The sequence below is a fragment of the Deinococcus wulumuqiensis R12 genome (assembly GCF_011067105.1).
In the GTDB taxonomy this organism is placed as follows: Bacteria; Deinococcota; Deinococci; order Deinococcales; family Deinococcaceae; genus Deinococcus; species Deinococcus wulumuqiensis.
Genome location: NZ_CP049357.1, coordinates 635,137 through 658,357, shown reverse-complemented (window position 1 = coordinate 658,357; position 23,221 = coordinate 635,137). Strand labels below are relative to the sequence as shown.

Here is a 23,221-nt window from a genome sequence, read left to right as displayed (position 1 = left end):
AACCTAACGGGCGTTTGTTAGACTGCGGCCACACATGACAGCAACCGACGGCGCTTCGGCGCAAGCTCAACCTGTTTGGCAACGCGAACTACAGCGCCTCCGGGCCGACCAGCAACAAGTCCGCGCTGGCGGTGGCCCCAAGGCCCAGCAGCGCCAGCATGACAAGAACCGCCTGACCGCCCGCGAACGCATCGCGCGGCTGACCGACCCCGGCACCCCTTTCGACGAGCTGATGACCTTCGCCGGGTACGGCATGTACGAGGACGTGGGCGGCTGCCCCAGCGGGGGCACCGTGGCGGGCATCGGCACCATCGGGGGTCGCCCCTGGATGATTGTCGCCAACGACGCCACCGTGAAAGCGGGCGCGTTTTTCCCCATCACCGCCAAAAAGGTCATCCGGGCGCAGACGATTGCGCTGGAAAACCACCTGCCCGTGGTGTATCTGGTGGACTCGGCGGGCGTGTACCTGCCCATGCAGGACGAGATTTTCCCTGACCAGGACGACTTCGGGCGGGTCTTTTACCTCAACGCCCGCATGTCGGCGCGGGGCATTCCGCAGATTGCCGCGATTATGGGCAACTGTGTGGCGGGCGGCGCGTACCTCCCGGTGATGTGCGACACCCTCATCATGACCGAGGGCAGCGGCCTGTATCTGGCTGGCCCCGCGCTGGTCAAGGCCGCGATTGGGCAGGTCGTGGAGTCCGAGGAGCTGGGCGGCGCGAGCATGCACGCCTCCATTGCGGGCACGGTGGACTACAAGGAAAAGGACGACGAGGCCGCCATTGCCCGCATCCGCGCCCTGGCCGACCTGTACGCCCAGGGCGACCCCGCCCCGTTCGCCCGCCGCCGCAAGGAAACGCGCCCCGCCCCCGAGCGGGATTTGACCGAGTTGGTCGGCTTCGACGGCTCCAAGACCTACGACGTGCGCGACCTCATCACCAGCATCGTGGACGGGGGCGAGTTCAACGAATTCAAGCCCGAATACGGCGAGACGCTGGTCTGCGGCTTTGCGCGAATGGGCGGCTACCCGGTGGCGTTCGTGGCGAATCAGCGCACCGTCATCAAGAAGAAATTGAAGTCGGGCGGCGAACCCGGCCTGCGCACCCGCATCGAGGTCGGCGGCGTCATCTACGGCGACAGCGCGGACAAGGCCGCCCGCTTCATCCTCGACGCGAACCAGGCGGGCGTGCCGCTGGTGTTCCTGAGCGACGTGACGGGCTTCATGGTGGGCCGCGACAGTGAGCAAGAAGGCATCATCCGGCGCGGGGCCAAGCTGGTGAATGCCGTGAGCAACAGTGTCGTGCCCAAAATCACCATCATCACGGGCGGCAGTTTCGGGGCCGGAAACTACGCCATGAACGGCAAAGCCTACGGCCCGCGTTTCATCTTCGCGTGGCCCAGCGCCAAATACGCCGTGATGAGCGGCAACGCGGCGGCCAAGACGTTGCTGGACATTCAACTGGCAGCCCTGAAACGCGCTGGTCACGACCCCGACGACGAGGAGTTGCAGCGCCTTTACGACGAGGTGAAATCCAAATACGACACCGAACTCGACCCCCGCTACGCCGCCGCCCGCCTGTGGGTGGACGAAATCATCGAACCGCAAGACACCCGCGAGCGGCTGATTCGGGCGCTGGAAGCCTGTGCCCAGAACCCGAAGCAGGAAGAATTCCGGGTGGGCGTGTTTCAAGTATGACTGAGCCGATGCCACCGCTGCTCCGCGAACTGTCCGAGAAGCTGGATGCTTTGGACATCGAAACTGCTTTTGAAGCTGAAGTGCTTTTTGCCATTGTCAGGGGTGGCCCCTCGCTGCCTGATGATGGCGTAGAAGTTGTCCTGGATACGCTGGAGCTTGGGCCGAGAGCTATAGCTGTGCGAGCGATGCACTTTGCACCGATTGACCCGCGTGAGTTACCAGATATGGGAAAGGTGCCAGAGCTTCTGGCCGAAGTGCGCGACGAGTGCGTTTTTGCTCGCAGTGTTCTCAGCAGCGACGAGGACGGCACCCTCAATCTGATGATTGACGCCTCCTTCCTGCTGTCCGACCTACGTCCGGCACAAATCCAAACCTTGCTCACGGGCCTGACCCTTTTCGCCGAGGAAGTCCTACTTACCATCGGCACTCTCTATTACAGCGACGAACCGATTATTGACAAGGAGAAGAACTAAGATGCAAAACCCCAACCTCACCCCCCTGAACGACGACCAGCGCACCATCATTTCCAGCCTCAAGACCTTCCTGAAAAACAAGGTGGAACCCGGAGCCGCCGAACGCGACCAGACGGGCGAATTTCCCTTCGACATCGTGAAGGAACTGGGCGAAATGGGCATCATGGGGGCGCAGACCCCCGAGGAGTACGGCGGCGCGGGCCTGGACACGGCGACCTTTGCCCAGATCATCGAGGAAATCGCGGCGGTGGACGGCTCGCTGTGCCTGACGGTGGCTTCCCACAACAGCCTGTGCCAGGGCCACATCCTGATTGGCGGCACCGAGGAGCAGAAACGGAAGTACCTGCCTGCCCTCGCCAGCGCCGAGAAACTGGGCGCGTGGGGCCTGACCGAACCCGGCAGCGGCTCGGACAGCGGCGGGATGCTCAGCAACGCCAAAGAGCAGCCCGACGGCTCTTGGATTCTGAACGGCTCCAAGAACTTCATCACCCAGGGCAGCGTGGCGGGCACCTACGTGGTGCTGGCCCGCACCGACCCCGCCCGCGAAGGCAAGGGCAAGAACGACGGCATCAGCGCCTTCGTGTTCAACCGCGACGAGGTAAAGGGCTTTAGCATTGGCCGCAAGGAAGACAAACTGGGCCTGCGCTCGTCCGACACCGCCCAACTGATCTTCGAGGACATTCACCTGCCCGCCGACGCCCTGCTGGGCGAACGCGGCAACGCCTTCAAGGACGTGATGAAGGTGCTGGACGGCGGGCGCGTGGGCATTGCCGCGATGGGCCTGGGCCTGGGGCGCGGCGCTTACGAGTACGCCGCCCGCTACACGCTGGAGCGCAAACAGTTCGGCAAACCGATTGCCTACAACCAGAACATCGCCTTCCGCCTGGCCGACATGGACACCAAACTGGAAGCCGCCCGGTTGCTGATTCGCAAGGCCGCCGACCTCAAGGACGCGGGCCAGAACTTCACCGTGTCCGTCGCCCGCGCCAAGCTGTACGCCACCACCGTGGGCGTGGAAGCCTGCGACGAGGCCATTCAGATGCTCGGCGGCTACGGCTACATCAAGGAATACCCCGTCGAGCGCATGTGGCGCGACAACCGCCTGACCCGCATCGGCGAAGGCACGGACGAGGTGCAGCGGCTGGTGATTAGCCGGGACGTGATTCGGCGGTTTGAGCAGGAATAAAATCGGCCTCATACGGATTCCGATTGAATCTGGTAGTTTCAGATTCAATCCGAGCGGATGCGAGTAGGAAAAAATACGGATTCTGCGATATGGATGCACAGGCGGCGCTTTCCCGACTGTGCAGGAATTAAGCGGAATCCGTATCATGAGCCGAGTCATCTTCATGTGCGGCCCCGCCGGTTCGGGGAAATCCACCTACGCCCGGCAACTGGAAGCCCAGGGGATGACCCGGCTTTCCACCGACGTAGTGGCGTGGGAACGGGGCATCAAGACCATGCCGCTGCCGCCGGAAATCCGCGCCGCAATCCAGGCCGAACTGCAAACGCGTCTGCTGACGCTAGTGCGGGAAGGGCGGGACGTGGTGCTGGACTTCTCCTTCCACTCGCGGCAGATGCGCGACGAGTACCGGGCGCTGCTGGCCCCGCTGGGTATTGTGCCGGGAACAATTTATCTGGCGACGCCCCGCAAAACGGTGCTGGAGCGTGTGCGCGCGCGGCAGGGCGGGCATTCTGATGACTTCAGGCTGACAGAGGAACTGGCCGCCCAGTATTTTGACGGCTTTGAGGTGCCGACGCGGAAGGAAGGGCCGCTGATGATTGTTGGGGAGTAAATCCGTCCGCTCAATCCTCTAGCTCGTCGTCCTCATCGTCGTCGTGCAGGCCCCGAAAAACGTCATATTCGTAGGGAATCCCGTCCAGACCAACGTTGTAAGCCCGTTTAGCAATGGCCTGAAAGCGGTCATGCGGCAAGGCGTCGTCCGGCAGCTTCTTGGCCCGCTTCAGCAAGCCTTCCCAGACCTTCTCGGTGCTGCTGTAGTTGTTGTCGGGCCAGCCGCCGTAAGTGCCCAGGCAGTCCATCGCCGCCTCCACGTACCGCAGTTCGGCGTCCAGGGCGTCTAGCGGGGCAGCGACCTTTACATAGTCGGCCAGCGCATTTTTCGCTCCACTGACGCGGAAAGTAGCAGTGCGCTCTGGCGTTCCAAAGGCTTTCTTCAGTTCGCTCTCCAGCTTGGCCCGCAGTTCGCTGTTGTCGCCTTGCAGCTTGGCAGTGAGCAGGCGCTTATTGGCGGCGCTGGCTCTATACAGGTCTTCCAGCAGGGCGCGGAGTTCGGGGGCGTCCATGTCCGCGAGGGTACGGCGCAGGCCAGTGAGGGTGAGGGGCATAGCTCAGTTAATGGCCTGCAACACGCCGCACAGTTCGCGCCCGCCGCTGCCGCCTGCGGGGTCGGTCTGGTAGTCGTCGGCCCCGGCATGGATGACGACGCTGCGGCCCAGAATGCTGGTCTGGCCGCTCATCTTCAGGCGGTTGGTGTCAAAGTTGAGTTTCCCCTTGCCGTCTTCCCCGACCTCGATCATCGGCAGGTCGCCGCCGTGACCCCTGTCGTTGGTCGTATGCGGCGAGTCGTGGTTTTTGCTCGCGCCGGGGTCGAAGTGGCCGCCCGCCGCGCCAAAGGGGATGATTTTGCCCTCGGCGTCGGGGCCGGATTCACACCTGGGATGTTCGTGGATATGCAGGGCGTGCGGCCCCGGCTGGAGGCCGCTGACCTCCACGCTGGCGCGGGTGCCGATGGGTTCGGGGCGGAAGGTGGCCTGGCCCACGACCTGGCCCTCGGCATTTTTCAGCTCGGCGCGGACGGTGGGTTGGCCGAGGTCGGCGCAGGCGGACAGCGACAGGCCCAGGGCCAGCAGCGGCACAACGGTCAGGATTCGGAACATGGGGGCGGCCTCCTCGGCAACAGAGCGAATGGCGAACAGTTCGCCTCCCATTCAAACACGCCCCGCCCCCACCCGCACCTTCTCGCAAGGGCAGCGCAAGCCGCCGCTGGTCAAAGCAGCCCTGAAGACCCGCAGAAAAATGTGCATTTCATGACTTACTTTTGCTAGAAAGTTCACATGGTTTTGAGAAAACCCGCTTCGTCACAGCTTTTTATCTGAATGAGAGATGAGGACAGAATCCTCATGGCTTGAGGGAAAACTTAATTTCTAATAAGCCATGCCCAAAAGCAAAGCGTGGCTCGCCCTCACCCCCGCCCTGCTGCTGAGTCTGGTGGCCTGCGGTCAACAGAAGCTGCCGGACTTTTCCGCCCACCCAGGCGGCCAGGCCGTCGGAGACGCCACGACCGAAACAGGTCAGCCTGCGGGCACGCCGCCGAGCCCCATAGCGGCCCAGGGGGTGCCCGGCAGCTCCTTTGCTCAGCAGGTCTTCGATCTGACGAATGCGGCGCGGGCCCAGGCGCGGAGCTGCGGGACGGTCGCCTACGCCGCCGCGCCCGCCCTGACCTACAACAGCTTGCTGGAACGGGCCGCGCAGGACCACGCCGCCGACCTGGCGAGCAGAAACTACTTCAGCCATACCAGCCTCGACGGACGCAGCTTCTCGCAGCGCATCACGGCGGCGGGGTACTCCTGGCGCACGGCGGGAGAAAACATCGCCGCCGGGCAGCCCACCCCTGAGGCCGTGGTGCAGGGCTGGCTGCAAAGCCCCGGCCACTGCGCCAACATCATGAACCCGGCGTTCAAGGACATCGGCGTGGGCTACGGCACCAGCGCCGCGAGCACCTACCGGCATTACTGGGTGCAGAACTTCGGCGCAGGCTGGTAAGGATAGGAGCAGGCCGGGGAGCGGAGGACAGCGTGCCTCCGCTCCCCGGCCTGCTTGAGGGACATTCGGGGCTGGGCTTTCCTCCACACATCCGAGGAAAGCGCCCGAATGTGCTCGGCTTCTCAGCTTTGCAATACGGGTTTGAACTATACTACGCGCATCCAGGAAAAGCGCCTGAATGCGCTCCGCTTCGCTCAAACCCGTATCTTCTTCTGCTCGCCCCGCTCGGAAAAATAGATTTTATGGGAAATCTATTTTTCAAAGTGATATAATACGGATTCCGCTTAATTCCTGCACAGTCGGGAAAGCGCCGCCTGTGCATCCATATCGCGTAACCCGTATTTTTTCCTACTCGCATCCGCTCGGATTGAATCTGAAACTACCAGATTCAATCGGAATCCGTATAAGTCCGCGTCGCCCAGCCCCGTACTTTCTTCTCCTCCCCGCGCTGAAAGCGGGCTAGAGCATTTGACAAAAAGACGTTACGTCTTTTTGGCGAGCGGAGCGAGTGCAAAACACTCAGCAGGGCGGAGAATGGAGTGATGCGGGGTGCCGTTCCGCGCATCACGTAATTCGGAGAACTGCTCTAGGGAGCGCTTCTATCGGCCCTGCGCCGCTTCGCTCTGCTCGGAAAAACATTTTGGATCCCCAAACTCTTTTTCGAAGCCGTATCAGAACGGTGGAGCCACCGGCGTTTCCCCGTTGCGGACCTGAAAGGCCATGCGGTCCGGGCCGAAGATATGGCTGCCGCCCGTGGTTCCCAGCGGCGTGCCGCGCTCGACCCGTTGCCCGACTTCGACCAGGGTGTCCTGAAGGCCGAAATAACCCGTGATGACGTTGTTGCCGTGGTCGAGCAGAATCACCCAGCCCAGCGCCGCGTAGTACGCCGAGGCGATGACGTGACCGGTCTGCGCGGCCACCGCCCGGTCTCCTGCCGGCCCGCTGATGACCGCCCACTGCGCCCCCGAGGTGCCGTAGGGCGCCGCCACCTTGCCGCCCGGCAGCGGAAACCCGAGGTCGTGGCTGCTGCTCGCGGGCAGCGGGGCCAGCTCGGCCGCCAGTTGCCGTTCCTGCTGCTCGGCCTGTGCCCGCTGCGCCTGCAGGTCGCGCTGCTCGCGGGCCACGGCCTGCTCACGGACCTTCTGGGCGGCCTGGGCCTGCTGCTGCGCCTGCCGGGCGGCGCGGGCCTGCACTTCGGCGCGGGCAGCGGCGGCGGCCTGCGCCGAGGCCTGGGCACGGGCCGCTGCTTCGGCCTGGGCTGCCGCTCTGGCCTGCGCCTGGGCACGCGCCTGCGCTTCGGCACGGGCCTGGGCCTGCGCTCTGGCCTGGGCCTCAGCACGTGCTCTGGCTTCAGCGCGGGCACGGGCTTCGGCGGCGGCGCGGGCCTGGGCCAGAGCCTTCTGGCGGGCGGCTTCGGCGGCTTCGCGGGCCTTGCGCTCCTGCTCGGCGCGAATGCGGGCCAGGCGCTCGGCCTCCTTGCGGGCGCGTTCCTGGGCCTCACGAATGCGGCGGGCCTCGGCCTCACGGCGCTGGCGCTCCTCTTCCAGGCGGCGGCGGCGCTCCTCTTCCAGACGGGTACGTTCCCGGACCACGCCCCCCACCAGCGCGTCGATGGTCTGGGCGGTCAGCGCCTGCTGCGCCTGGGTGCGCACCGCCACCGCCTGCTGCCCCTGCTGGGATTGCCGCAGTTCGGTCAGAAGCCCGGCCTGACGGGTACGGCGGTCACGCAGCTCGGCCAGTTTGGTCTGCTGCTCGCCTTGCAATTCCCGCAGCGCGTCGGTCTGCTGGCGCTGACGGAGCTGCTGGGTGGTCAGCTCGGCGGCGGCCTCGCGCAGCCGGGTCATCACCTCCACGTTGCGTTGCCCGGCCATGTTGGCGTAGTCCAGCCGAATCAGCATGTCCGACACGCTGCTCGACTGCGAGAGCAGCCGCATGTACTGGGTGTCACGGGCGCGGTAGAGCGCCTTCATGACGGCGCGGGCGTCGATTTTGAGGGCCTCGACCTGCGAACGGGTCACGCGAATCTGGGCCTCGGTTTCACGCAGGGCGCGGGTGGCCGCCGACACCCGGGACAGCACGTCGGCCAGCTCGTTTTCCAGGGTCGTGACCTCGCTGGTCAGGGCGTCGAGTCGGTCGAGGGCCTCGCGCTGCCGGGCGCTGAGCTGCCGCAGCCGGGCACGGACTTCGGTCAGTTGCCGCTTTTGCTGCGCGCTCAGGCGGCGCTGCTCGATGAGCTGGCGCTGAAGCTGCTCCAGGCGGCGGCTGGTCAGTTCGGTGCCCCCGGCGAGGTTGGCGGGCGCGTTCTGCGCGCGGGCCAGCCCCTCCAGCGGCCCGGCCACGGCCCCCAGCAGCGCCGCCGTGAGCAGTGCCCCGGCGGGCCAGGACACCCGCCAGCCTCCGCGCGGCGAGCTTTTCACTCCAGCTCCCGCAGGTAGCGGCGGGTCGCGAAGAGGCTGCCGATCAGCCCGAGCAGCACGCCCAGCAGTCCGACCCCGATCAGCAGCGGCCACAGCACGTCCCAGTCGGTCACCACCGGAAAAATCGGGGCAAAGAGCGCCAGCCGCTCGGCCAGCACCCGGTAGCCCCACGCGAGGGCCATCACCGCCAGCACCGCCGCCACGCCGCCGACCAGCAGCCCCTCGATCAGGTGCGGCATCCGGATAAAGGACCGGGTGGCGCCCAGCAGCCGCATCACGCTGATTTCGTCGCGCCGGGCGAACATGGCGACGCGCACCGCGTTGAGAATGCTCAGCAGGGTGCCCACCAGCAGCAGCGCGACCATGCCGTAGCCCACCGCCCGCACCGCCGTGAGTGCGCGCACCGCCGAGTCCACGTAGTTTTCGCCGTACTCCACGCTTTCCACGCCGGGCAGGGCCTCGACCGCCGCCGCCACCCGGCGCGAGTCTTCCAGCTTGCCCACCCGCAGCCGCAGCGTGTCGGGAAAAGGGTTGCCGGTCAGCGCGGTGGCCTCACGGGTGTAGGGATAATCGCGGGTCATTTCCTTGAGCACTTCCTCGCTGCTCACCAGCCGCGCCTGCAAGACCTGCGGGTAGGCCCGAGTGACCTCCAGCAGCGCCTGTTCGTCGGCGGCGGGGGTCAGGTAGGCGGCCACTTCCACCTGCGATTCCAGCCGTTCCAGCGTGCGGTTGACATTCAGCGTCAGCAGCAGCACCCCGCCCAGGGTCAGCAGGGTCAGGGTCATGGTGGTCAGGGTGGACAGGGTGGCGGTCAGGTTGGCCCGCATGGCGAGCAACGCCTGACGGAGATGGTAGTTCACAGGGCGTAGCCCCCCAGATGTTCGTCGCGCACCAGTTTGCCCCGGCGCAGGGTGAGGGTGCGGGAGCGGTAGGTTTCGACGAGGTCGCGGGCGTGGGTCGCCACCACCACCGTCGTGCCGCGCAGATGCACGCCCTGAAGCACCCGCAGCACCTCGCGGCTGTGGTCGGGGTCGAGGTTGCCGGTGGGTTCGTCGGCCAGGAGCAGCGGCGGGTCCGACACGATGGCGCGGGCGATGGCGACGCGCTGCTGCTCGCCCAGCGAAAGCTGCATGGGCAGGGCGTGGGTCTTGTGTTCCAGCCCCACCGTTCGCAGCGCCGCCGACACCCGGCCCGGCCACTCGCGCTGCGGCACGCCGATGACCCGCAGCGCGAAGGCCACGTTGTCGTAGGCGTTGAGGTGCCCCAGCAGCAGGTTGTCCTGAAAGACGGTGCCCATGCGGCGGCGCAGCAGCGGGGTGCGGCGGCCCCGGTAGTGCGAAAGCGGTTGCCCCGCCACCCGCACTTCGCCCCGGGTGGGCAGCGCCCGCTTGAGAATCAGGTTCATGAAACTGCTTTTGCCCGCCCCCGAGTGCCCGACAAGGTAGACGAACTCTCCCTTGCCGATCTTGACCGTCAGGTTATCCAGGGCCAGGGTCCGGGTGGCGGGGTATTCCAGCGTGACCTGCTCGAACTCGATCACCCGGCGCTCCGGACTGGTTGCCACGCCTGAGAGCCGCACGCCACAGCCTCCCAGGCCAGGGGTTCCCACGCCAGGCCAGACGGAGAACCGGAGAGCAGAGGACAGGGGAGCGGCAAAAGTGATGGTGGCAACATGCTCGCGTGCCAGCATAGCCCACCCCCCCGGGGCAACCATGAAGGGCAAATGGGGGCGCTTCTCATGTCGGCCAGGGCGCGACTGCGCTGGGGCGAGGGGCTGGGGGCGAGGGCAGATGGGCGGCACTCAAACAGACTTCATGCCGCTGTCAGGCGCCGGGCCTATGCTGGAAAGATGAACCGCAACCGCATTGCTCTGGTGGCTGGCACCCTCGCCGTGACCGCCGCTGTCGCCGCCGCACAGATGAGCGGCTACACCACCCAGACGCTCGCCAGCACGCCCGAGGGCAAGAGCCTGGTGCAGGTGCTCAACGACCTCAATCGCTACTACCTCTACCCCGTGGACCAGGAAAAGGTGCTGCGCGGCGCGATCACCGGCGCCCTCGCCAGCCTGGAAGACGAATTCACCTACTACACCGAACCCGAGGACAACGCCGTGTCGCAGCAGGACCTCTCGGGGTCGTTCGGGGGCATCGGGGTCACGCTGCTTTCGGCCAACAGCGACGGCACCGGCGGCAAGGTGGACAACGTCTACAAGGACAACCCCGCCTTCAAGGGCGGCGTGCAGATCGGTGACGTGTTTCTCAAGATCGGTGACAAGGACGTGAGCACCGCCAAACTCACCGACATCGTCAAACTGGTGCGCGGCCCGGTCGGGTCCGAGGTGGACGTGACCTTCGCCCGCGCGGGCAAGCCCTACACCGTCAAGCTCACCCGCCAGAAGGTCACCATCATCAGCGTCGAAAAGACCGTCCTGCCCGGCAACGTCGGTTACGTGGCACTGAACACCTTCTACAACGAGCAGGCGAGTGCGCAGTTTCGCGCCGCGATTGCCGACATGAAAAAGCGCGGCGTGCAGAAGCTGATTCTGGACCTGCGCGACAACGGCGGCGGCCTGCTGACTGCCGGGGTGGACGTGGCCGACCAGTTCCTGCAAAGCGGCCCCATCGTCAGCCTGCGCGAGCGCGACGCCCAGCCCGAGGTGTACGGCAGCGCCCGCAAACAGGCCAGCGATTACACGGGCAAACTGGTGGTGCTGGTCAACAAAAACAGCGCCAGCGCCAGCGAAGTGGTCGGCGGCGCCCTGCAGGACAGCAAGCGGGCCACCATCATCGGCGAGCAGACCTTCGGCAAGGGCGTGGCGCAGATTCCGATCACGCTGCCCGACGGCGGCAAGGTCGCCATCGTCAACAGCGCCTGGGTCACGCCCGCAGGCCGCGAAATTCAGAAAAAGGGCATCACCCCCGACATCATCGTGAAGGACACCCGTTTCCCGGTCCCGCTGAACTTCAGCGGCAGCGGCGTGGCGCCCGGCACCACCGTCACCCTCACGGTCGGCGGGCAGCCGGTCAAGGTCACCGCCGACAAGGACGGCAAATTCACCTACGTGGGCGAAATCAAGCGCCGGGACCGCAGCGCCGTGCAGGGCGAAGCGGTGGTGGACGTGGAACAGGACGCCATTCTGAAAAAGGCGCTGGAAACGCTGAAGTAAGCCTGGATTGGGAACAGACAGAACGAAAGAGCCGCCCGCAAGTCACATGCGGGCGGCTTTTCCGTTGTCCCTTTGCCCCTGCCCTCAGCCGATGACTTTTCTCACCGTCGCTTCCAGTTGCGGCGGGTACATCACCGCGAACTGCCCGCGCTGCCCCTCCCACACCCGGTCGAAATCGGCAAAGCCCAGCGCCACGTAGCCGAGCAGGGGGTCCATCAGGTAGACCAGCCGCGCCGCGTCGTCGTAGCCCACGACCACGCGCCAGTGGGGAATCACCTTGCCCGGCTGCGGAATGTGCGACTGGAGGGCGATCAGGGGAAGGCCGTGCTTGATGGCGGCCCGCACGGTCTGGAGGCTGCCGCCCGAATACAGCCGCGCCCCCAGGCCGACCTGCGGCGCAAAGTCCACGATGGCCTGCGCGGTCATGTACGAGCGGTCGCTGGCGCGGGTCTGACGGCTGATCTCCTGCTGGCTCAGGCTCAGGCCATAGTACCCCAGCACCTGCGCGATGCTGGCCGGACCGCAGGCGTTGTAGGTCTGCCGGACCAGCGGAACCCCGTCCAGAACGTAGCCGCTGACCGGGACCGCCAGCGCCGGAGAAACGCTCAGGGCAAGGGTGAGTAGAAGGGAAACAAGGAGACGCACGGGGAAGGATTGTGCTGCGCCGGGCGTCACAAGACCCTTTCAGGGGCGGAGGGCAGAGGGGGAAGGGGGAAGGGTTGTGACACTTCACCCTCTCCCCTTCCCCCTCCACGACCTCATACGGATTCCGATTGAATCTGGTAGTTTCAGATTCAATCCGAGCGGATGCGAGTAGGAAAAAATACGGATTCTGCGATATGGATGCACAGGCGGCGCCTTCCCAACTGTACAGGCCCGACTGTGCAGGAATTAAGCGGAATCCGTATCACACCCGCGTGAGGTCCTTGGGCAGCGGCAGGAACTCGATTTCCGGGTGCTGCTCGGCGGTGTATTCGAGGTCGTACTTGGAGCGGAACAGCATCACCGGGCGGCCCTGGTCGTCTTCCACATGGCGGGCAAAGCGGGCCACGTTCGTCGGGTCGCCCGCCAGCCAGCGCACGAGCTGATAACTGGTCACGTTCATCTCGACTTCCACGCCGTATTCCTCGCTGAGGCGGGCCTGGAACACCTCGAACTGCAGCGGCCCCACCGCGCCCAGATACGGGTCACGCGCCCCGTCGGTGGGGTAAAAGACCTGCACCACGCCTTCTTCGGCGAGCTGGGTCAGGCCCTTCATGAACGCCTTGCGCTTGCCCACGTCCCTCAGGGCGATGGTGGCGAAGGTTTCGGGCGTAAAGCGCGGGAAGCTGGGCAGCGTCACCTTGCCGTCCACGCTGACCACGTCGCCAATCTGGAACACGCCGGGGTTCACGAGGCCCACGATGTCGCCGGGGAAGGCTTCTTCGACCTTTTCACGGTCCTGCGCGAACAGCGTATGCGCCTGCGAGAGCCGCAGCTTGCGCCCGGTGCGGGTGTGAATCACGTCCATGCCCCGGTCGAACTCGCCCGACATCACCCGCATGTAGGCGGTGCGGTCACGGTGCTGCTTGCTCATGTTGGCCTGCAACTTGAAGATGAAGCCCGCGAATCCGGCGGTGGGTTCGCGCTCACCGAGGTTGGTCTCGACAGCACCGGGCGGCGGCGCGAGGTCCACGAAGTTGCTCAGGAAGTGCTCCACCCCGAAGTTGTTCATGGCCGAGCCGAAGAACACCGGGGTCAGTTCGCCATTCAGGAACTGCTCCTGGTCGAATTCCGCCATCGCGCCCTGAATCAGTTCCACGTCCTCGCGCAGCTTGGCGGCGAGGTCTTGGCCCACCAGCGCGTCGAGTTGCGGGTCGTCCAGGCCAGCGGTCTGCACCGGGGCGCGGTGTTTGCCGCCCGACGTGCGCTCGAAGGCGAGTACCTGCCCGGTCTGGAGGTCGTACACGCCCTTGAAATCGGGGCCGTCGCCAATCGGCCAGGTCAGCGGCACGGCGGTGATTTTCAGCGTTTCTTCGACCTGTGCGATGAGTTCAAAGGGATCCTGCGCGGGCCTGTCCATCTTGTTCACGAAGGTCAGAATCGGAATGCCCCGGTTGCGGCACACGGCGAACAGTTTTTCGGTCTGCGCCTGCACGCCACGCGCCGCGTCGAGCACCATCAGCGCGGAGTCGGCGGCGGTGAGCGTGCGGTAGGTGTCCTCACTGAAGTCCTGGTGTCCGGGGGTGTCGAGCAGGTTGATGTGGCGGCCCCGGTACTCGAAGGTCAGCGCCGAACTCGAAATCGAAATCCCGCGCTGCTGCTCGATGCTCATCCAGTCGGACTTGGTGTGCGAGCGGCCTTCCTTGGCGGTCACCGACCCGGCTTCCTGAATCGCGCCTCCGTAGAGCAGCAGCTTTTCGGTGATGGTGGTTTTGCCCGCGTCGGGGTGGGAGATGATGGCAAAAGTCCGGCGGCGATTAATTTCGCGCTCCAGGGCGGCGGGGTTGTGTTCTTGGGCAGTCATGGGTACTCCGGCAGGCCGACAGTGGGGGCCTGAAAAATTGTCAACTCTGGAAACGGCGTCCTCGACCTGCGCTCAGGGTGGCGGAAGGAGAACGGTCATGCCGGACATGATACCCGCTGCACACGCCGGGCAGGCAACTTCCGCCCAGCGCGTGGGGCCAGCAGGACGGGCGCTTTGGCAGGCCAGGGGACGGTCACGTTTTGCCCGGTCCACCTATACTTCGCGGCGATGAGCCTGTTCTCCTGTCCGCCGCTGCCTGACGCCAGCAGCACCGCGCCCAAGATTGCGGTGCTGTGTCACACCGGGGCGGGCGGCTCCGGTGTGGTCGCCACCGAACTCGGCCTGAAGGTGGCCGCCGCCGGGCACGAGGTCCACTTCGTCGGCGCCGCCATGCCGTTTCGCCTCACCGGGTGTCAGGGCCTGCGCGGGCCGTACTTTCACCAGGTCGGGGGCTTCGCCTACGCGCTGTTCGAGCAGCCGTTTCCCGAACTCAGCGCCGCCAACACGCTCAGCGAAGTGATTCTGGAACACGGCGTGGACCTCACCCACGCGCACTACGCCATTCCGCACGCCAGCGCCGCTCTGCACGCCCGGTCCATCACCGGCAAGACGCGGGTGATGACCACGCTGCACGGCACCGACGTGACGCTGGTGGGCACCGAACCGGCCTTTCGCCACACCACCCGCCACGCCATCGAGCGCAGCGACCACGTGACGGCGGTGTCGCACTCGCTCGCCGCCGAAACGCGCGCGGTGTTCGGGGTGGACCGCGACATCGAAGTGATTCACAACTTCGTGGACAGCGACCGCTTCCGCCGCATCACCGACCCCGGCGTGCGTGCCCGTTTCGCGCACCCCGAAGAAGCCCTCATCGTCCACGTCAGCAACTTCCGGCCCATCAAGCGGGTCGAGGACGTGGTGCAGGTGTTCGCCCGCATCGCTTCCGAGATTCCGGCGCGGCTGCTGATGATCGGTGACGGCCCCGAACGTGCCCGCGCCTTCGAACTCGCCCGCGAACTCGGGGTCATCGGGCGCACGCAGTTTCTGGGGTCGTTTCCCGACGTGCAGACGGTGCTGGGCATCAGCGACCTGTTTTTGCTGACCAGTTCGCACGAAAGTTTCGGCCTCGCCGCGCTCGAAGCGATGAGCTGCGAGGTGCCGGTGGTGGCGTCGAACGCCGGAGGGATTCCCGAAGTCGTCGAGCACGGCGTCAACGGCTTTCTGTCACAGGTGGGCGACGTGGACGACATGGCACACGGCGCCCTGAAGATTCTGCGCGACCCGGAACTGTACCGGCAGATGGGACAGGCGGCGCGGCGCACGGCGACCGAGCGCTTTCATCCGCGCCTGATCGTGCCGCAGTACCTCGCGGCATACCGGAAAACGGTGGAAGGCTGAGAAACGGCGGGGGGCTGAGCCGTCACGGAGCCTTTTCCCTTTAGCCCTCCACCTTTAGACCGACGCCCTGCGCCCGCCTTCTCCCTACCCTGTCCCGCATGATGGTGTCCATGACTGCGCGTGAAGAACTGCGGGAGGTGAAAAAAGAAGGACTGCTGGGCGACCTGCTCGACCGGCACACCTGGGGCACGGCGGCGTACGTGCTGCTGGCGTTTCCGGCGGGGCTGCTGGCGGCGACGCTGCTGACCGGCGGCGTGGTCGTGGGCGTGCTGACGCTGCCGGTGCTGCTCGGCGCGGCGCTGCTGCTGGGGTCGCTGTGGCTGGTGGGGGGGCTGGCGGACGTGCAGCGCGGGTTGGCGCGGCTGCTGGGGGTCACGTTTGCGCGTCCGGCGCTGCCGCCCACCTACACGGGGGTGCTGCCCTGGCTGCGCGGCGTGCTGAGCGAGGGGGCCACCTACCGCGCCCTGCTGTTTCACGTGGTGCAGCTTCCCCTGGCCGCGCTGAGCTGGGCGGTGCTCGGCGGCCTGCTGGCCCTCACGGCAGCGGGCCTGAGCAGTCCGCTGTGGCTGGGGCAGCCCGGCACCCCGCTCGCCTGGAAGGGAGCCGCAGTGCAGGCGGGGCCGCTGGCGCAGGCGGGCGGCGTCCTGCTGGGGCTGGGCGGCCTGCTGCTCACGGGGGGCGTGCTCAACCTGATGGGCCGGGTGTGGTCACGGCTGGCGCGGGCGCTGCTCGCCCCCGACGGCGACGAGGCGGCGCGGCGCGAGGTGCTGGCACTGCGGCGGGCGGCGGGCCGGGTGGCGCTGGGCGACGACCTGGGCGCGACGCTGCACGAACTCACCCGGCAGGCGTGCGCGGCAAGCACGGCGCGGGGAGCAGCCCTCCTGACCCCGGCGGGAACGGTGCAGGCGTGGAGTGGCCTGACGCTAGCGGAGCTGGCCTCTCCCCCACCCGTCCCCGGCGAGGTGCGCGTGTGGGTGGACGGAAACCGCACCCTGGCGGACCTGCCGGTGACGCTGCCCGCCGGGGTCAGCGGCGGCACGCTGCGGGCCGTCTACCCGGCGGGCCTGCGTCCGGGGGCCGACGAACTGGCCTTTCTGGTTTCGATGGCCGACCACGCCGGAACCGCGCTGCACGCCGCCGAACTCATCGAGCGGGCCTCCCGGCGGGCGGGCGAGGAGGAACGCGCCCGGCTCGCCCGCGAGCTGCACGACAGCGTGGCGCAGGCGCTCTACGGCATCACCCTGGGGGCCAAGACCGCCCGCGCCGCCCTGGAACGCGACCCCAGCGAAGCGGGACAGGCCCGCACCCAGGCGAGCCTGGACTACACCATCCGGCTGGCCGAGGGCGGGGTCAGCGAAATGAAGGCCCTGCTGTTTTCGCTGCGCCCCGACGCGCTGGAAGAAGGCGGACTGGTGGCGGCGCTCACCCAGCACGCGCACGCCCTGGAAGCGCGGCACGGGCTGACCGTCCACGCCGACCTCGGCAGCGAGCCGCACCTCACGCCCGACGCGCAGGCCGCCGCCTACCGCGTGGCACAGGAGGCGCTGCATAACGTGGTCAAGCACGCCCGCGCCGCTCAGGTGTGGCTGACGCTGCGTGAGAACGGCGGCGCCGTCACCCTCACCGTCCGCGACGACGGGCGCGGCTTCGACCCGCAGGCGCAGGGGCGCGGCACCCTGGGCCAGCGGTCCATGCGCGAGCGGGCGGCGGGCGCGGGCGGCACACTGACGGTGGACAGCGCGGCGGGAACGGGAACGACGGTCACGCTCACCCTACCTGCGGCGCCGAGCGCAGCGCCGGGCATAGGAGACAGCGAGTGAACTCGCGGCCTCTGCTGCCCGTTCTGGCGCGGATGGCGCTGGGGCTGGGGCTGGCGGTTCTCGGTGGGGGCCTGGTGTGGCAGGGCGTGACCCTGAAACCCGTGCCGGGCCTCGCCGCCGCCATCACGCCCTTCAGCGTGCCCCTGGACGGCAAATTGCCGCTGGACCTCGCGACCTCGGCCAGCCTGCGTTTCGGAAGTGACCGGGCGAACCTGACGCTCTCGCCGCTGCCGGGGGGCGGTCCCGACCTGCTGCGCGGCGCGGCCCGGCACCGTGCCCAGAACCCGCTGAGCGTGGACACCCGCCGCCTGGGACACGACGTGACCTTTCGCGCCTGGCTGGGTGTTCCGGCCCTGGGTGGGTATGACGGGGTCGTGCGGACCGCGCCGCTGCCCTTTCAGCATGAGGTGAAAGCGGCGCTGACCCCTGACCTGCCCCTCAGCCTGAACACCGACACGGTGGGCGGCAACCAGACCCTGGACCTGCGCACCCTGCGCCTGCGGTCGGTCACGGCGCGCAGCGAGGGCGGCGACCTCGACCTGACGCTTCCGGCGCGGCCCGGCGGCCCCTACGCGGTGGTCACGCGCTCGGGGCACGTGTCGCTGCGGGCGGCCCCCGGCGCGAGTCCCGAAGCGGTGCGGGTCAATTCGCGCACCGGCGACCTCACCCTGAATCTGGCGGGCGCGAAGCTGGACGCGCTGGGAGCGGGCAACCTGTCCGGCAACGTTTTTCTGACCCTGCCGCAAAGCGTGAGCCGCGCCACCGTGACCACCATCGGCGGCGACGTGGCCGTGACCGCCCTGCCCGGCAGCCGGGGCAACCTCGACATCCGGACCCAGAGCGGCACCGTCACCCTGCGTGTGCCGCCCGGCCTGCGCGTGCGCGTGCGCTTCACGGGCCGCGACACCCTGCTGTTGCCGAAGGGGACCCCGCCCGGCGCCGCCCCCGCCCTCGACATCTTCGTGGACTCCCCCGGCGACCAGTTCGTCCTGAAAACGGAAGATGAAAGTACTGAAGAATAATTTCACAAGCCCATCTGCCATCTGCCATCTGCCATCTGCCATCTGCCATCTGCCATCTGCCATCTGCCATCTGCCCCCCCAAAGGAGACCCCATGACCACCCCCCATGTCCGCGTTCTGCTTGTTGACGACCACGCCGTCGTGCGCCAGGGCCTGCGCCTGTTTCTGGGCCTGGACGAAGGCATCGAGGTCGTGGGCGAGGCCGCCAACGGCGAAGAAGCCCTGCACGAAGCCGAGCGGCTGCGCCCCGAAGTCGTGGTGATGGACCTGATGATGCCCGTGATGGACGGCATCGCCGCCACCCGCGAACTGCGCCGCCGCCTGCCCGACACCGAGGTGATCGCGCTGACCTCCACCCTGGAGGAGCACAAGGTCAACGGCGCGATTGAAGCCGGGGCCATCTCGTACATGCTCAAGGACGCCAGCAGCGACACCCTGGCCGACGCCATCCACGCGGCGGCGCGCGGCGAAGTGCGGCTGCACCCCGAAGCGGCGCGGCGGCTGGTGCGCGACTTCCGTTCGCCGGAGATGCGCGAGAGCCTGACGCCGAAAGAAACCATCGTGCTGCAACTGCTCGCGCGGGGACAGAGCAACCGTGACATCGCCGCCGAGCAGGGCGTGAGCGAGGCCACCGTCAAGACCCACGTTTCGCGCCTGCTGGGCAAACTGGGCCTGGACAGCCGCACCCAGGCGGCGCTCTACGCCCTCAAACACGGCATTGCCAGTCTGGAGGGCGTGGAGCTGTGAACGAACGAGTGCGGCTGGTCCTGACCACGCTGGGCGTGGCTTTTCTGGGGAATCTGGCGCGAGCTGCCGTTTCGCCTGAAGGAGCGGGGCTGGCGCTGACCTTCGGGAGCTTTTTGCTGCTGCCACTGCTGCCCGTGCTGGCGCTGGCCTTGCAACAGCGTCATCCCGGCGTGCGCTGGGGCGCGGGACTGGCGGCGGCGCTGGCCTCGGCGCTGTGCAGTTTTGTCCTGCTCGACCCGCAACACAACCAGGACGCCAACATCGGGCTGGGCCTGTACGTCACCTTCGGCTGGGTGCCTGTGCTGGGCGGCGCGGCGTTGCTGGGCGGACTCCTGGGGCGACTGGCCCTCCCCCACGCCCCCACCGACCCTCCCCTGCCCCCGCTGGCCTGGCGCGGGTGGGGCTGGCCGCTGGTGCTGCCACTGCTGGGCGCAGCGCTGAATCTGTGGGCCGAGTGGCGGCTGAGCCAGCGCGTTCAGGCCGAGTTTTCGCACGACCACATCCCCGCGCCCGACCTCCTGGCGCTGCTGGCAGCAACCTTGCCGCTGCTCTTGCTGCTGCTGGCGGTGTCGGCCCTGCCTCTGACCCTGCTGCGAAACGCGGCGCAGCGACGGGGACAGGCCCAGCCCTTCCTGGCATGGTGGTGGGTCACGCTGGGGCTGCTGACGCTGGCGCAAGTCTGGTGGACGGCGTGGCCGAGGCTGGCGGGATAGGCTCCCTCACCGCTTCACCCTCTCCCTGTTTGACCTACCCACCGAGTAGCGTGACCGCCCCCGGCAGCACCCGCGCCCGCACCTGCTCGGCCCGGCCATACAGGTCGCCGTCGAGGTGCAGGAACATCGGCTGCGTCCAGTGCAGTTCGACGACCTGCCCAGTGCCGTGATGCACGCGGGGATGCCCCAGGTGCTTTCCCGGCAGCACCCGGCCCATCAGTTCCGCCACCTGCAACCGGTTCAGCGGTCCGCTGCACACCGCGTTCAGTCGCCCGTCGCCCACGTCCGACGCCGGGCTGATATGAAAGCCGCCGCCGTAGCGCGTGCCGTTCATGACGGCGGCGAGCGCACTCGGCCCCTGGTAGAGCATCTGTCCGTCGGTCCGCACGGTCAGCCCGGCAAGCGGCAGGTGCCGGAGAGACGCCGCCGCCCCCCAGACGTAGCGCCAGAAGCCGGGCAGCCGCTCCGGGGCACGCAGGTAAGCGTGTGTCACCTGCGCGTCGAAGCCGGTGCCCAGGCCGTTGAGCAGCAGCTTGCTCAGCCCCGCGTGGTCTCCGCGCACCACCTCGGCTTCCAGCGCGTCCACCTGCCGGGGCCGACCCCCCAGGCGGCTTAGCGCCTCGGCAAACTGCCCCGGTTTCAGCCCCAGCATTCCGGCAAAGTCGTTGCCGCTGCCGAGCGGAACGAGGGCCAGCGGGCGCCCGGTGCCGACCAGCGCGGGCAGCAGCGCCCCCACCGTACCGTCGCCGCCCACCGCCATCACCGGCTGCGCGGACGGCAGGGCCTGAAGGCGGGCCAGCGCCTCGGCCCCGCTCGGCGCCTCAATGAGCTGATAGGCCACGCCCCGCGCCTCCAGTTCGCCGCGCAGCCGGGGCCACTCGCGCCCGGCCAGACCTCTTCCCGCCCGGGCATTGAGAACGACGGCAAACGGCAAGGGCGGCGAAGCGATTGTCACAGTCCGGTCAGCATAAAGCAGCCACGGGGAAAGGCACCCCGGGTTCCTCCCCCGAAGTGCCTTTCCGCAAAGCGCCTTTCCCCTAAGTGCGCCGCTCTCCGCTTCAGTCGGCCCAGTCCGCCGGACGCTCCGTCAGCCCGAAGTGCCAGGCAATGGCCGCCGCGATTCGCCCCGCCGCCTGCCCGTCGCCGTAGGGGTTGCGGGCCGAGCGCATCCGGGCGAGTTCGGCATCGTTCCCCAGGAGAGCCAGCAGCACGGCTTCCAGTTGCGCGGGGTCGTTGCCCGCCAGCTTCAGCACGCCCGCTTCCACACCCTCGGGCCGCTCGGTCACGTTGCGCAGCACCGCCACCGGCACGCCCAGCGCCGCGCCTTCTTCCTGGAGGCCTCCCGAATCGGTGGCGAGCAGCCGCGACGCCGCCATCAGCGGGGCCATGTCGGAGTAGTCCAGCGGGTCCACCAGTTCGAAGTTGGGCACGCCGCCCAGCACGGGCCGCACCGCTTCCTGCACGGCGGGCGAGAGGTGGACGGGATAGATGAAGTGGTGGTCGGGAAAGGCCGCCGCCACCCGCCCGAGCGCCTGCGCCATCTCGCGCATCATCGGCTGGTTTTCGCGGCGGTGCATGGTGACGGTCACGAGCGGCTGCCCCGCATCACGCCGTGAGCGCCACTCGGGACGCAGCGGCACCCGCCCGGCAACCTCGCGCACGGCGTCCACGGCGGTCTGCCCGGTCACGAAAATGCCCGTGTCCGGCTTGCCCTCGCGCCGCAGGTTCTCGCGGCTGGCCTGCGTGGGCGCAAAGTCCAGCGCCGACAGCACCCCGGTCAGGCGACGGTTGGCTTCCTCGGGAAACGGCTCACGCAGGTTGCCCGAGCGCAGGCCCGCTTCCACGTGGCCGACCGGAATGCCCTCGTAAAAGGCCGACAGTGCCACGCAAAACGAGGTCGAGGTGTCGCCGTGAACCAGCACCATGTCGGCTTCCATCTCGCGCAGCACCCGGCCCGCCTGCGGCACGATGCGGGCGGTCAGGTCGGCCAGCGTCTGGCGCTCGGTCATCACGTTCAGGTCGCGGTCAGGCGTCAGGTCGAACACGCCCAGCGCCGCGTCGAGCATCTGCCGCTGCTGCCCGGTGGACAGAATCAGCGGCGTCAGCCCCGGCGTGCGTTCCAGGGCGCGGTAGACGGGGGCCATCTTGGTGGCCTCGGGACGGGTGCCGAAGGCGAGGACGATGCGGCGGTCAGGTTGGGACATTGGGGACACTCCTGGAAGGCAAGTTTAGTTGAGTTCGGCGGCCCGTTCCCGCTCGTGCGCCCGCACGCGCCTGAGCGCCACGAAGGTCAGGCACAGCCCGATGGTCAGCGCGGCCACGAGAACCACGAAGGGGGGCACGCCCTGAAGCAGCATCCCCACGACGCCGCACAGCAGCGCGACCCCCCACAGAATCACGGCGGTGCGGCGGGCCGAGGCGGTGCGGGCCAGCACGCGGTGGTGAATGTGGGTCTTGTCGGGGTGGCCCAGCGGGTTGCGGATGCCCCGGCGCAGTCGCCCGATCACGACCTGGGTGGTGTCCATGACCGGCAGCGCCAGCACGATCAGCGGCACCAGCAGGCTCGCCCCCGCGCTCACCTTGAGGGTCCCGAGCAGACTCACGGCGGCCAGGGTAAATCCGATCAGGTACGATCCCCCACCCAGGATGATGCGGCTGGGGTTGAAGTTGTAGCGCAGGTAGCCCAGGCACGCGCCCGCCAGCCCGGCGAGCAGCACCACCGCCGCCGCGCGGTCCGGGAACTGCGCCGCCGTGATCAGGAGCACCATGCTGACGATAAAGCCCAGGCCGCCCACCACGCCGTCCACGCCGTCCATCAGGTTGACCGCGTTGGTCAGGCCCACGATCCACAGAATGGTCAGCACGGTGCTCAGCGGGTCGTTGACCGCGTCGGGCAGGGTCGGCAAAAAGGGAATGGCGTTGAAATCCATCTTCAGGCCGTTGACCATCAAGAGCACGGCCACCAACACCTGCACCAGCAGGCGCGAAGCGGGGGACAGGTCCACCCGGTCGTCGACAAATCCCAGAAACATCATGATGGTGGCGCCCAGCATGATGGCGAGCACCTGAATGTTGACCAGCTCCACCGAGATGGGCCGAATCGCCCACGCCACGATGATGCTCAGCATAAAGCCCGCGAAGATGCCCAGCCCGCCCGCGTTGGGCAGGGGTTCCTTGTTCAGGCGCCGGGCGTTGGGTTGGTCGGCCCAGCCCGCCTGCACCGCAAATTCACGCAGCCGGGGAATAAACAGCCACGTAAAGACGAGCGCCGTAACGAACGTGACCAGGACGCTGAAGAAACCGGCCCCGAAAGGGTCGGCGATGCCGAGTTGCGCCGCGAGCGCCCGCAGAGAATCCATAAGCTGACGAGAGTCTAAAGGCTGGGGGTGAGAAGGAGCGTCCGACGAAAGATGCAGATGGCGGATGGCAAATGGCAGATGGCGGATGGCTGGCCTGAGCATAAGCCGCCATCCTCTC

Annotated in this window: 21 protein-coding genes; 11 read left to right on the top strand and 10 right to left on the bottom strand. The window is 67.4% G+C overall.

Annotated elements, in window-relative coordinates; all coding sequences use genetic code 11:
• Positions 1–34 precede the first annotated feature (34 nt).
• The 4 genes from G6R31_RS03250 to G6R31_RS03235 all read left to right on the top strand — a co-directional run bounded on the left by G6R31_RS03250 (position 35) and on the right by G6R31_RS03235 (position 3,965).
• Complete coding sequence (locus G6R31_RS03250; RefSeq protein ID WP_017871602.1) at positions 35–1,696, top strand: acyl-CoA carboxylase subunit beta; 1,662 nt, start codon at positions 35–37, stop codon at positions 1,694–1,696.
• On the top strand, positions 1,693–2,169 hold the full coding sequence (locus G6R31_RS03245) for a hypothetical protein (protein ID WP_017871601.1): 477 nt from the start codon (positions 1,693–1,695) through the stop codon (positions 2,167–2,169). The genes G6R31_RS03250 and G6R31_RS03245 overlap by 4 nt, the downstream gene beginning before the upstream one ends.
• Position 2,170: 1 nt before the next feature.
• Positions 2,171–3,355: an acyl-CoA dehydrogenase family protein gene (locus G6R31_RS03240; RefSeq protein ID WP_017871600.1), complete on the top strand. Its 1,185-nt coding sequence runs from the start codon at positions 2,171–2,173 to the stop codon at positions 3,353–3,355.
• 145 nt (positions 3,356–3,500) lie between these two features.
• Positions 3,501–3,965 (top strand): P-loop nucleotide/nucleoside kinase family protein, encoded by a 465-nt coding sequence (locus G6R31_RS03235; RefSeq protein ID WP_040384630.1) that lies wholly within the window; start codon positions 3,501–3,503, stop codon positions 3,963–3,965.
• Between the two features lie 10 nt (positions 3,966–3,975).
• Here G6R31_RS03235 and G6R31_RS03230 read toward each other — a convergent pair whose 3' ends face one another.
• Together G6R31_RS03230 and G6R31_RS03225 are read right to left on the bottom strand one after the other, a co-directional pair.
• Positions 3,976–4,518 (bottom strand): hypothetical protein, encoded by a 543-nt coding sequence (locus tag G6R31_RS03230; protein WP_017871598.1) that lies wholly within the window; start codon positions 4,516–4,518, stop codon positions 3,976–3,978.
• Between the two features lie 3 nt (positions 4,519–4,521).
• Entirely contained in the window at positions 4,522–5,121 is a 600-nt protein-coding gene (locus tag G6R31_RS03225) for a superoxide dismutase family protein (protein ID WP_017871597.1), read from the bottom strand.
• Between the two features lie 226 nt (positions 5,122–5,347).
• Here G6R31_RS03225 and G6R31_RS03220 point away from each other — a divergent pair, with 226 nt between their 5' ends.
• The gene (locus tag G6R31_RS03220) at positions 5,348–5,956 is read left to right on the top strand and encodes a CAP domain-containing protein (RefSeq protein WP_017871596.1); all 609 of its coding nucleotides are present in this window, start codon (positions 5,348–5,350) and stop codon (positions 5,954–5,956) included.
• A gap of 671 nt (positions 5,957–6,627) precedes the next feature.
• On the opposite strand, the gene G6R31_RS03215 is transcribed toward G6R31_RS03220, so the two are convergent.
• The 3 genes from G6R31_RS03215 to ftsE are packed head-to-tail and all read right to left on the bottom strand — an operon-like array spanning position 6,628 to position 9,913.
• A complete protein-coding gene (locus G6R31_RS03215) occupies positions 6,628–8,343 on the bottom strand; it encodes a M23 family metallopeptidase (RefSeq protein WP_017871533.1) in 1,716 nt (571 codons plus the stop codon).
• A 26-nt stretch (positions 8,344–8,369) separates the two neighbouring features.
• Positions 8,370–9,233 carry a cell division protein FtsX gene (locus G6R31_RS03210; RefSeq protein ID WP_025568076.1) on the bottom strand — a complete coding sequence of 288 codons (864 nt, stop codon included), beginning with the start codon at positions 9,231–9,233 and terminating at the stop codon, positions 8,370–8,372.
• Positions 9,230–9,913, bottom strand: coding sequence for a cell division ATP-binding protein FtsE (gene ftsE, locus G6R31_RS03205; protein WP_017871531.1), 684 nt, complete (start codon positions 9,911–9,913; stop codon positions 9,230–9,232). Before ftsE ends, G6R31_RS03210 begins: the two co-directional genes overlap by 4 nt.
• 309 nt (positions 9,914–10,222) lie before the next feature.
• Here ftsE and G6R31_RS03200 point away from each other — a divergent pair, with 309 nt between their 5' ends.
• Positions 10,223–11,539, top strand: coding sequence for a S41 family peptidase (locus G6R31_RS03200; RefSeq protein ID WP_017871530.1), 1,317 nt, complete (start codon positions 10,223–10,225; stop codon positions 11,537–11,539).
• A gap of 84 nt (positions 11,540–11,623) precedes the next feature.
• Here G6R31_RS03200 and G6R31_RS03195 read toward each other — a convergent pair whose 3' ends face one another.
• Together G6R31_RS03195 and G6R31_RS03190 are read right to left on the bottom strand one after the other, a co-directional pair.
• A complete protein-coding gene (locus tag G6R31_RS03195) occupies positions 11,624–12,184 on the bottom strand; it encodes a C39 family peptidase (RefSeq protein WP_017871529.1) in 561 nt (186 codons plus the stop codon).
• A gap of 262 nt (positions 12,185–12,446) precedes the next feature.
• Entirely contained in the window at positions 12,447–14,045 is a 1,599-nt protein-coding gene (locus G6R31_RS03190; protein ID WP_017871528.1) for a peptide chain release factor 3, read from the bottom strand.
• A gap of 228 nt (positions 14,046–14,273) precedes the next feature.
• On the opposite strand from G6R31_RS03190, the gene bshA reads away from it, so the two are divergent.
• The 5 genes from bshA (at position 14,274) to G6R31_RS03165 (ending at position 19,744) form a co-directional block, all read left to right on the top strand.
• The gene (bshA, locus tag G6R31_RS03185) at positions 14,274–15,443 is read left to right on the top strand and encodes an N-acetyl-alpha-D-glucosaminyl L-malate synthase BshA (protein ID WP_017871527.1); all 1,170 of its coding nucleotides are present in this window, start codon (positions 14,274–14,276) and stop codon (positions 15,441–15,443) included.
• A gap of 98 nt (positions 15,444–15,541) precedes the next feature.
• Positions 15,542–17,263: a sensor histidine kinase gene (locus G6R31_RS03180; RefSeq protein ID WP_017871526.1), complete on the top strand. Its 1,722-nt coding sequence runs from the start codon at positions 15,542–15,544 to the stop codon at positions 17,261–17,263.
• Positions 17,260–18,285 (top strand): DUF4097 family beta strand repeat-containing protein, encoded by a 1,026-nt coding sequence (locus G6R31_RS03175; RefSeq protein ID WP_017871525.1) that lies wholly within the window; start codon positions 17,260–17,262, stop codon positions 18,283–18,285. Before G6R31_RS03180 ends, G6R31_RS03175 begins: the two co-directional genes overlap by 4 nt.
• A gap of 92 nt (positions 18,286–18,377) precedes the next feature.
• Positions 18,378–19,031: a response regulator gene (locus G6R31_RS03170; protein ID WP_017871524.1), complete on the top strand. Its 654-nt coding sequence runs from the start codon at positions 18,378–18,380 to the stop codon at positions 19,029–19,031.
• The gene (locus G6R31_RS03165) at positions 19,028–19,744 is read left to right on the top strand and encodes a hypothetical protein (protein ID WP_017871523.1); all 717 of its coding nucleotides are present in this window, start codon (positions 19,028–19,030) and stop codon (positions 19,742–19,744) included. The genes G6R31_RS03170 and G6R31_RS03165 overlap by 4 nt, the downstream gene beginning before the upstream one ends.
• A gap of 34 nt (positions 19,745–19,778) precedes the next feature.
• Here the strand turns inward: G6R31_RS03165 and G6R31_RS03160 are convergent, their stop codons facing one another.
• From G6R31_RS03160 to G6R31_RS03150, 3 genes are all read right to left on the bottom strand, one after another.
• A complete protein-coding gene (locus tag G6R31_RS03160; protein ID WP_026138789.1) occupies positions 19,779–20,699 on the bottom strand; it encodes a diacylglycerol/lipid kinase family protein in 921 nt (306 codons plus the stop codon).
• A 103-nt stretch (positions 20,700–20,802) separates the two neighbouring features.
• Positions 20,803–21,948 carry a non-hydrolyzing UDP-N-acetylglucosamine 2-epimerase gene (wecB, locus tag G6R31_RS03155; RefSeq protein WP_017871521.1) on the bottom strand — a complete coding sequence of 382 codons (1,146 nt, stop codon included), beginning with the start codon at positions 21,946–21,948 and terminating at the stop codon, positions 20,803–20,805.
• 24 nt (positions 21,949–21,972) lie between these two features.
• Positions 21,973–23,103, bottom strand: a complete 1,131-nt coding sequence (locus G6R31_RS03150; RefSeq protein ID WP_017871520.1) for an MraY family glycosyltransferase — start codon at positions 23,101–23,103, stop codon at positions 21,973–21,975.
• Positions 23,104–23,221: the final 118 nt, after the last annotated feature.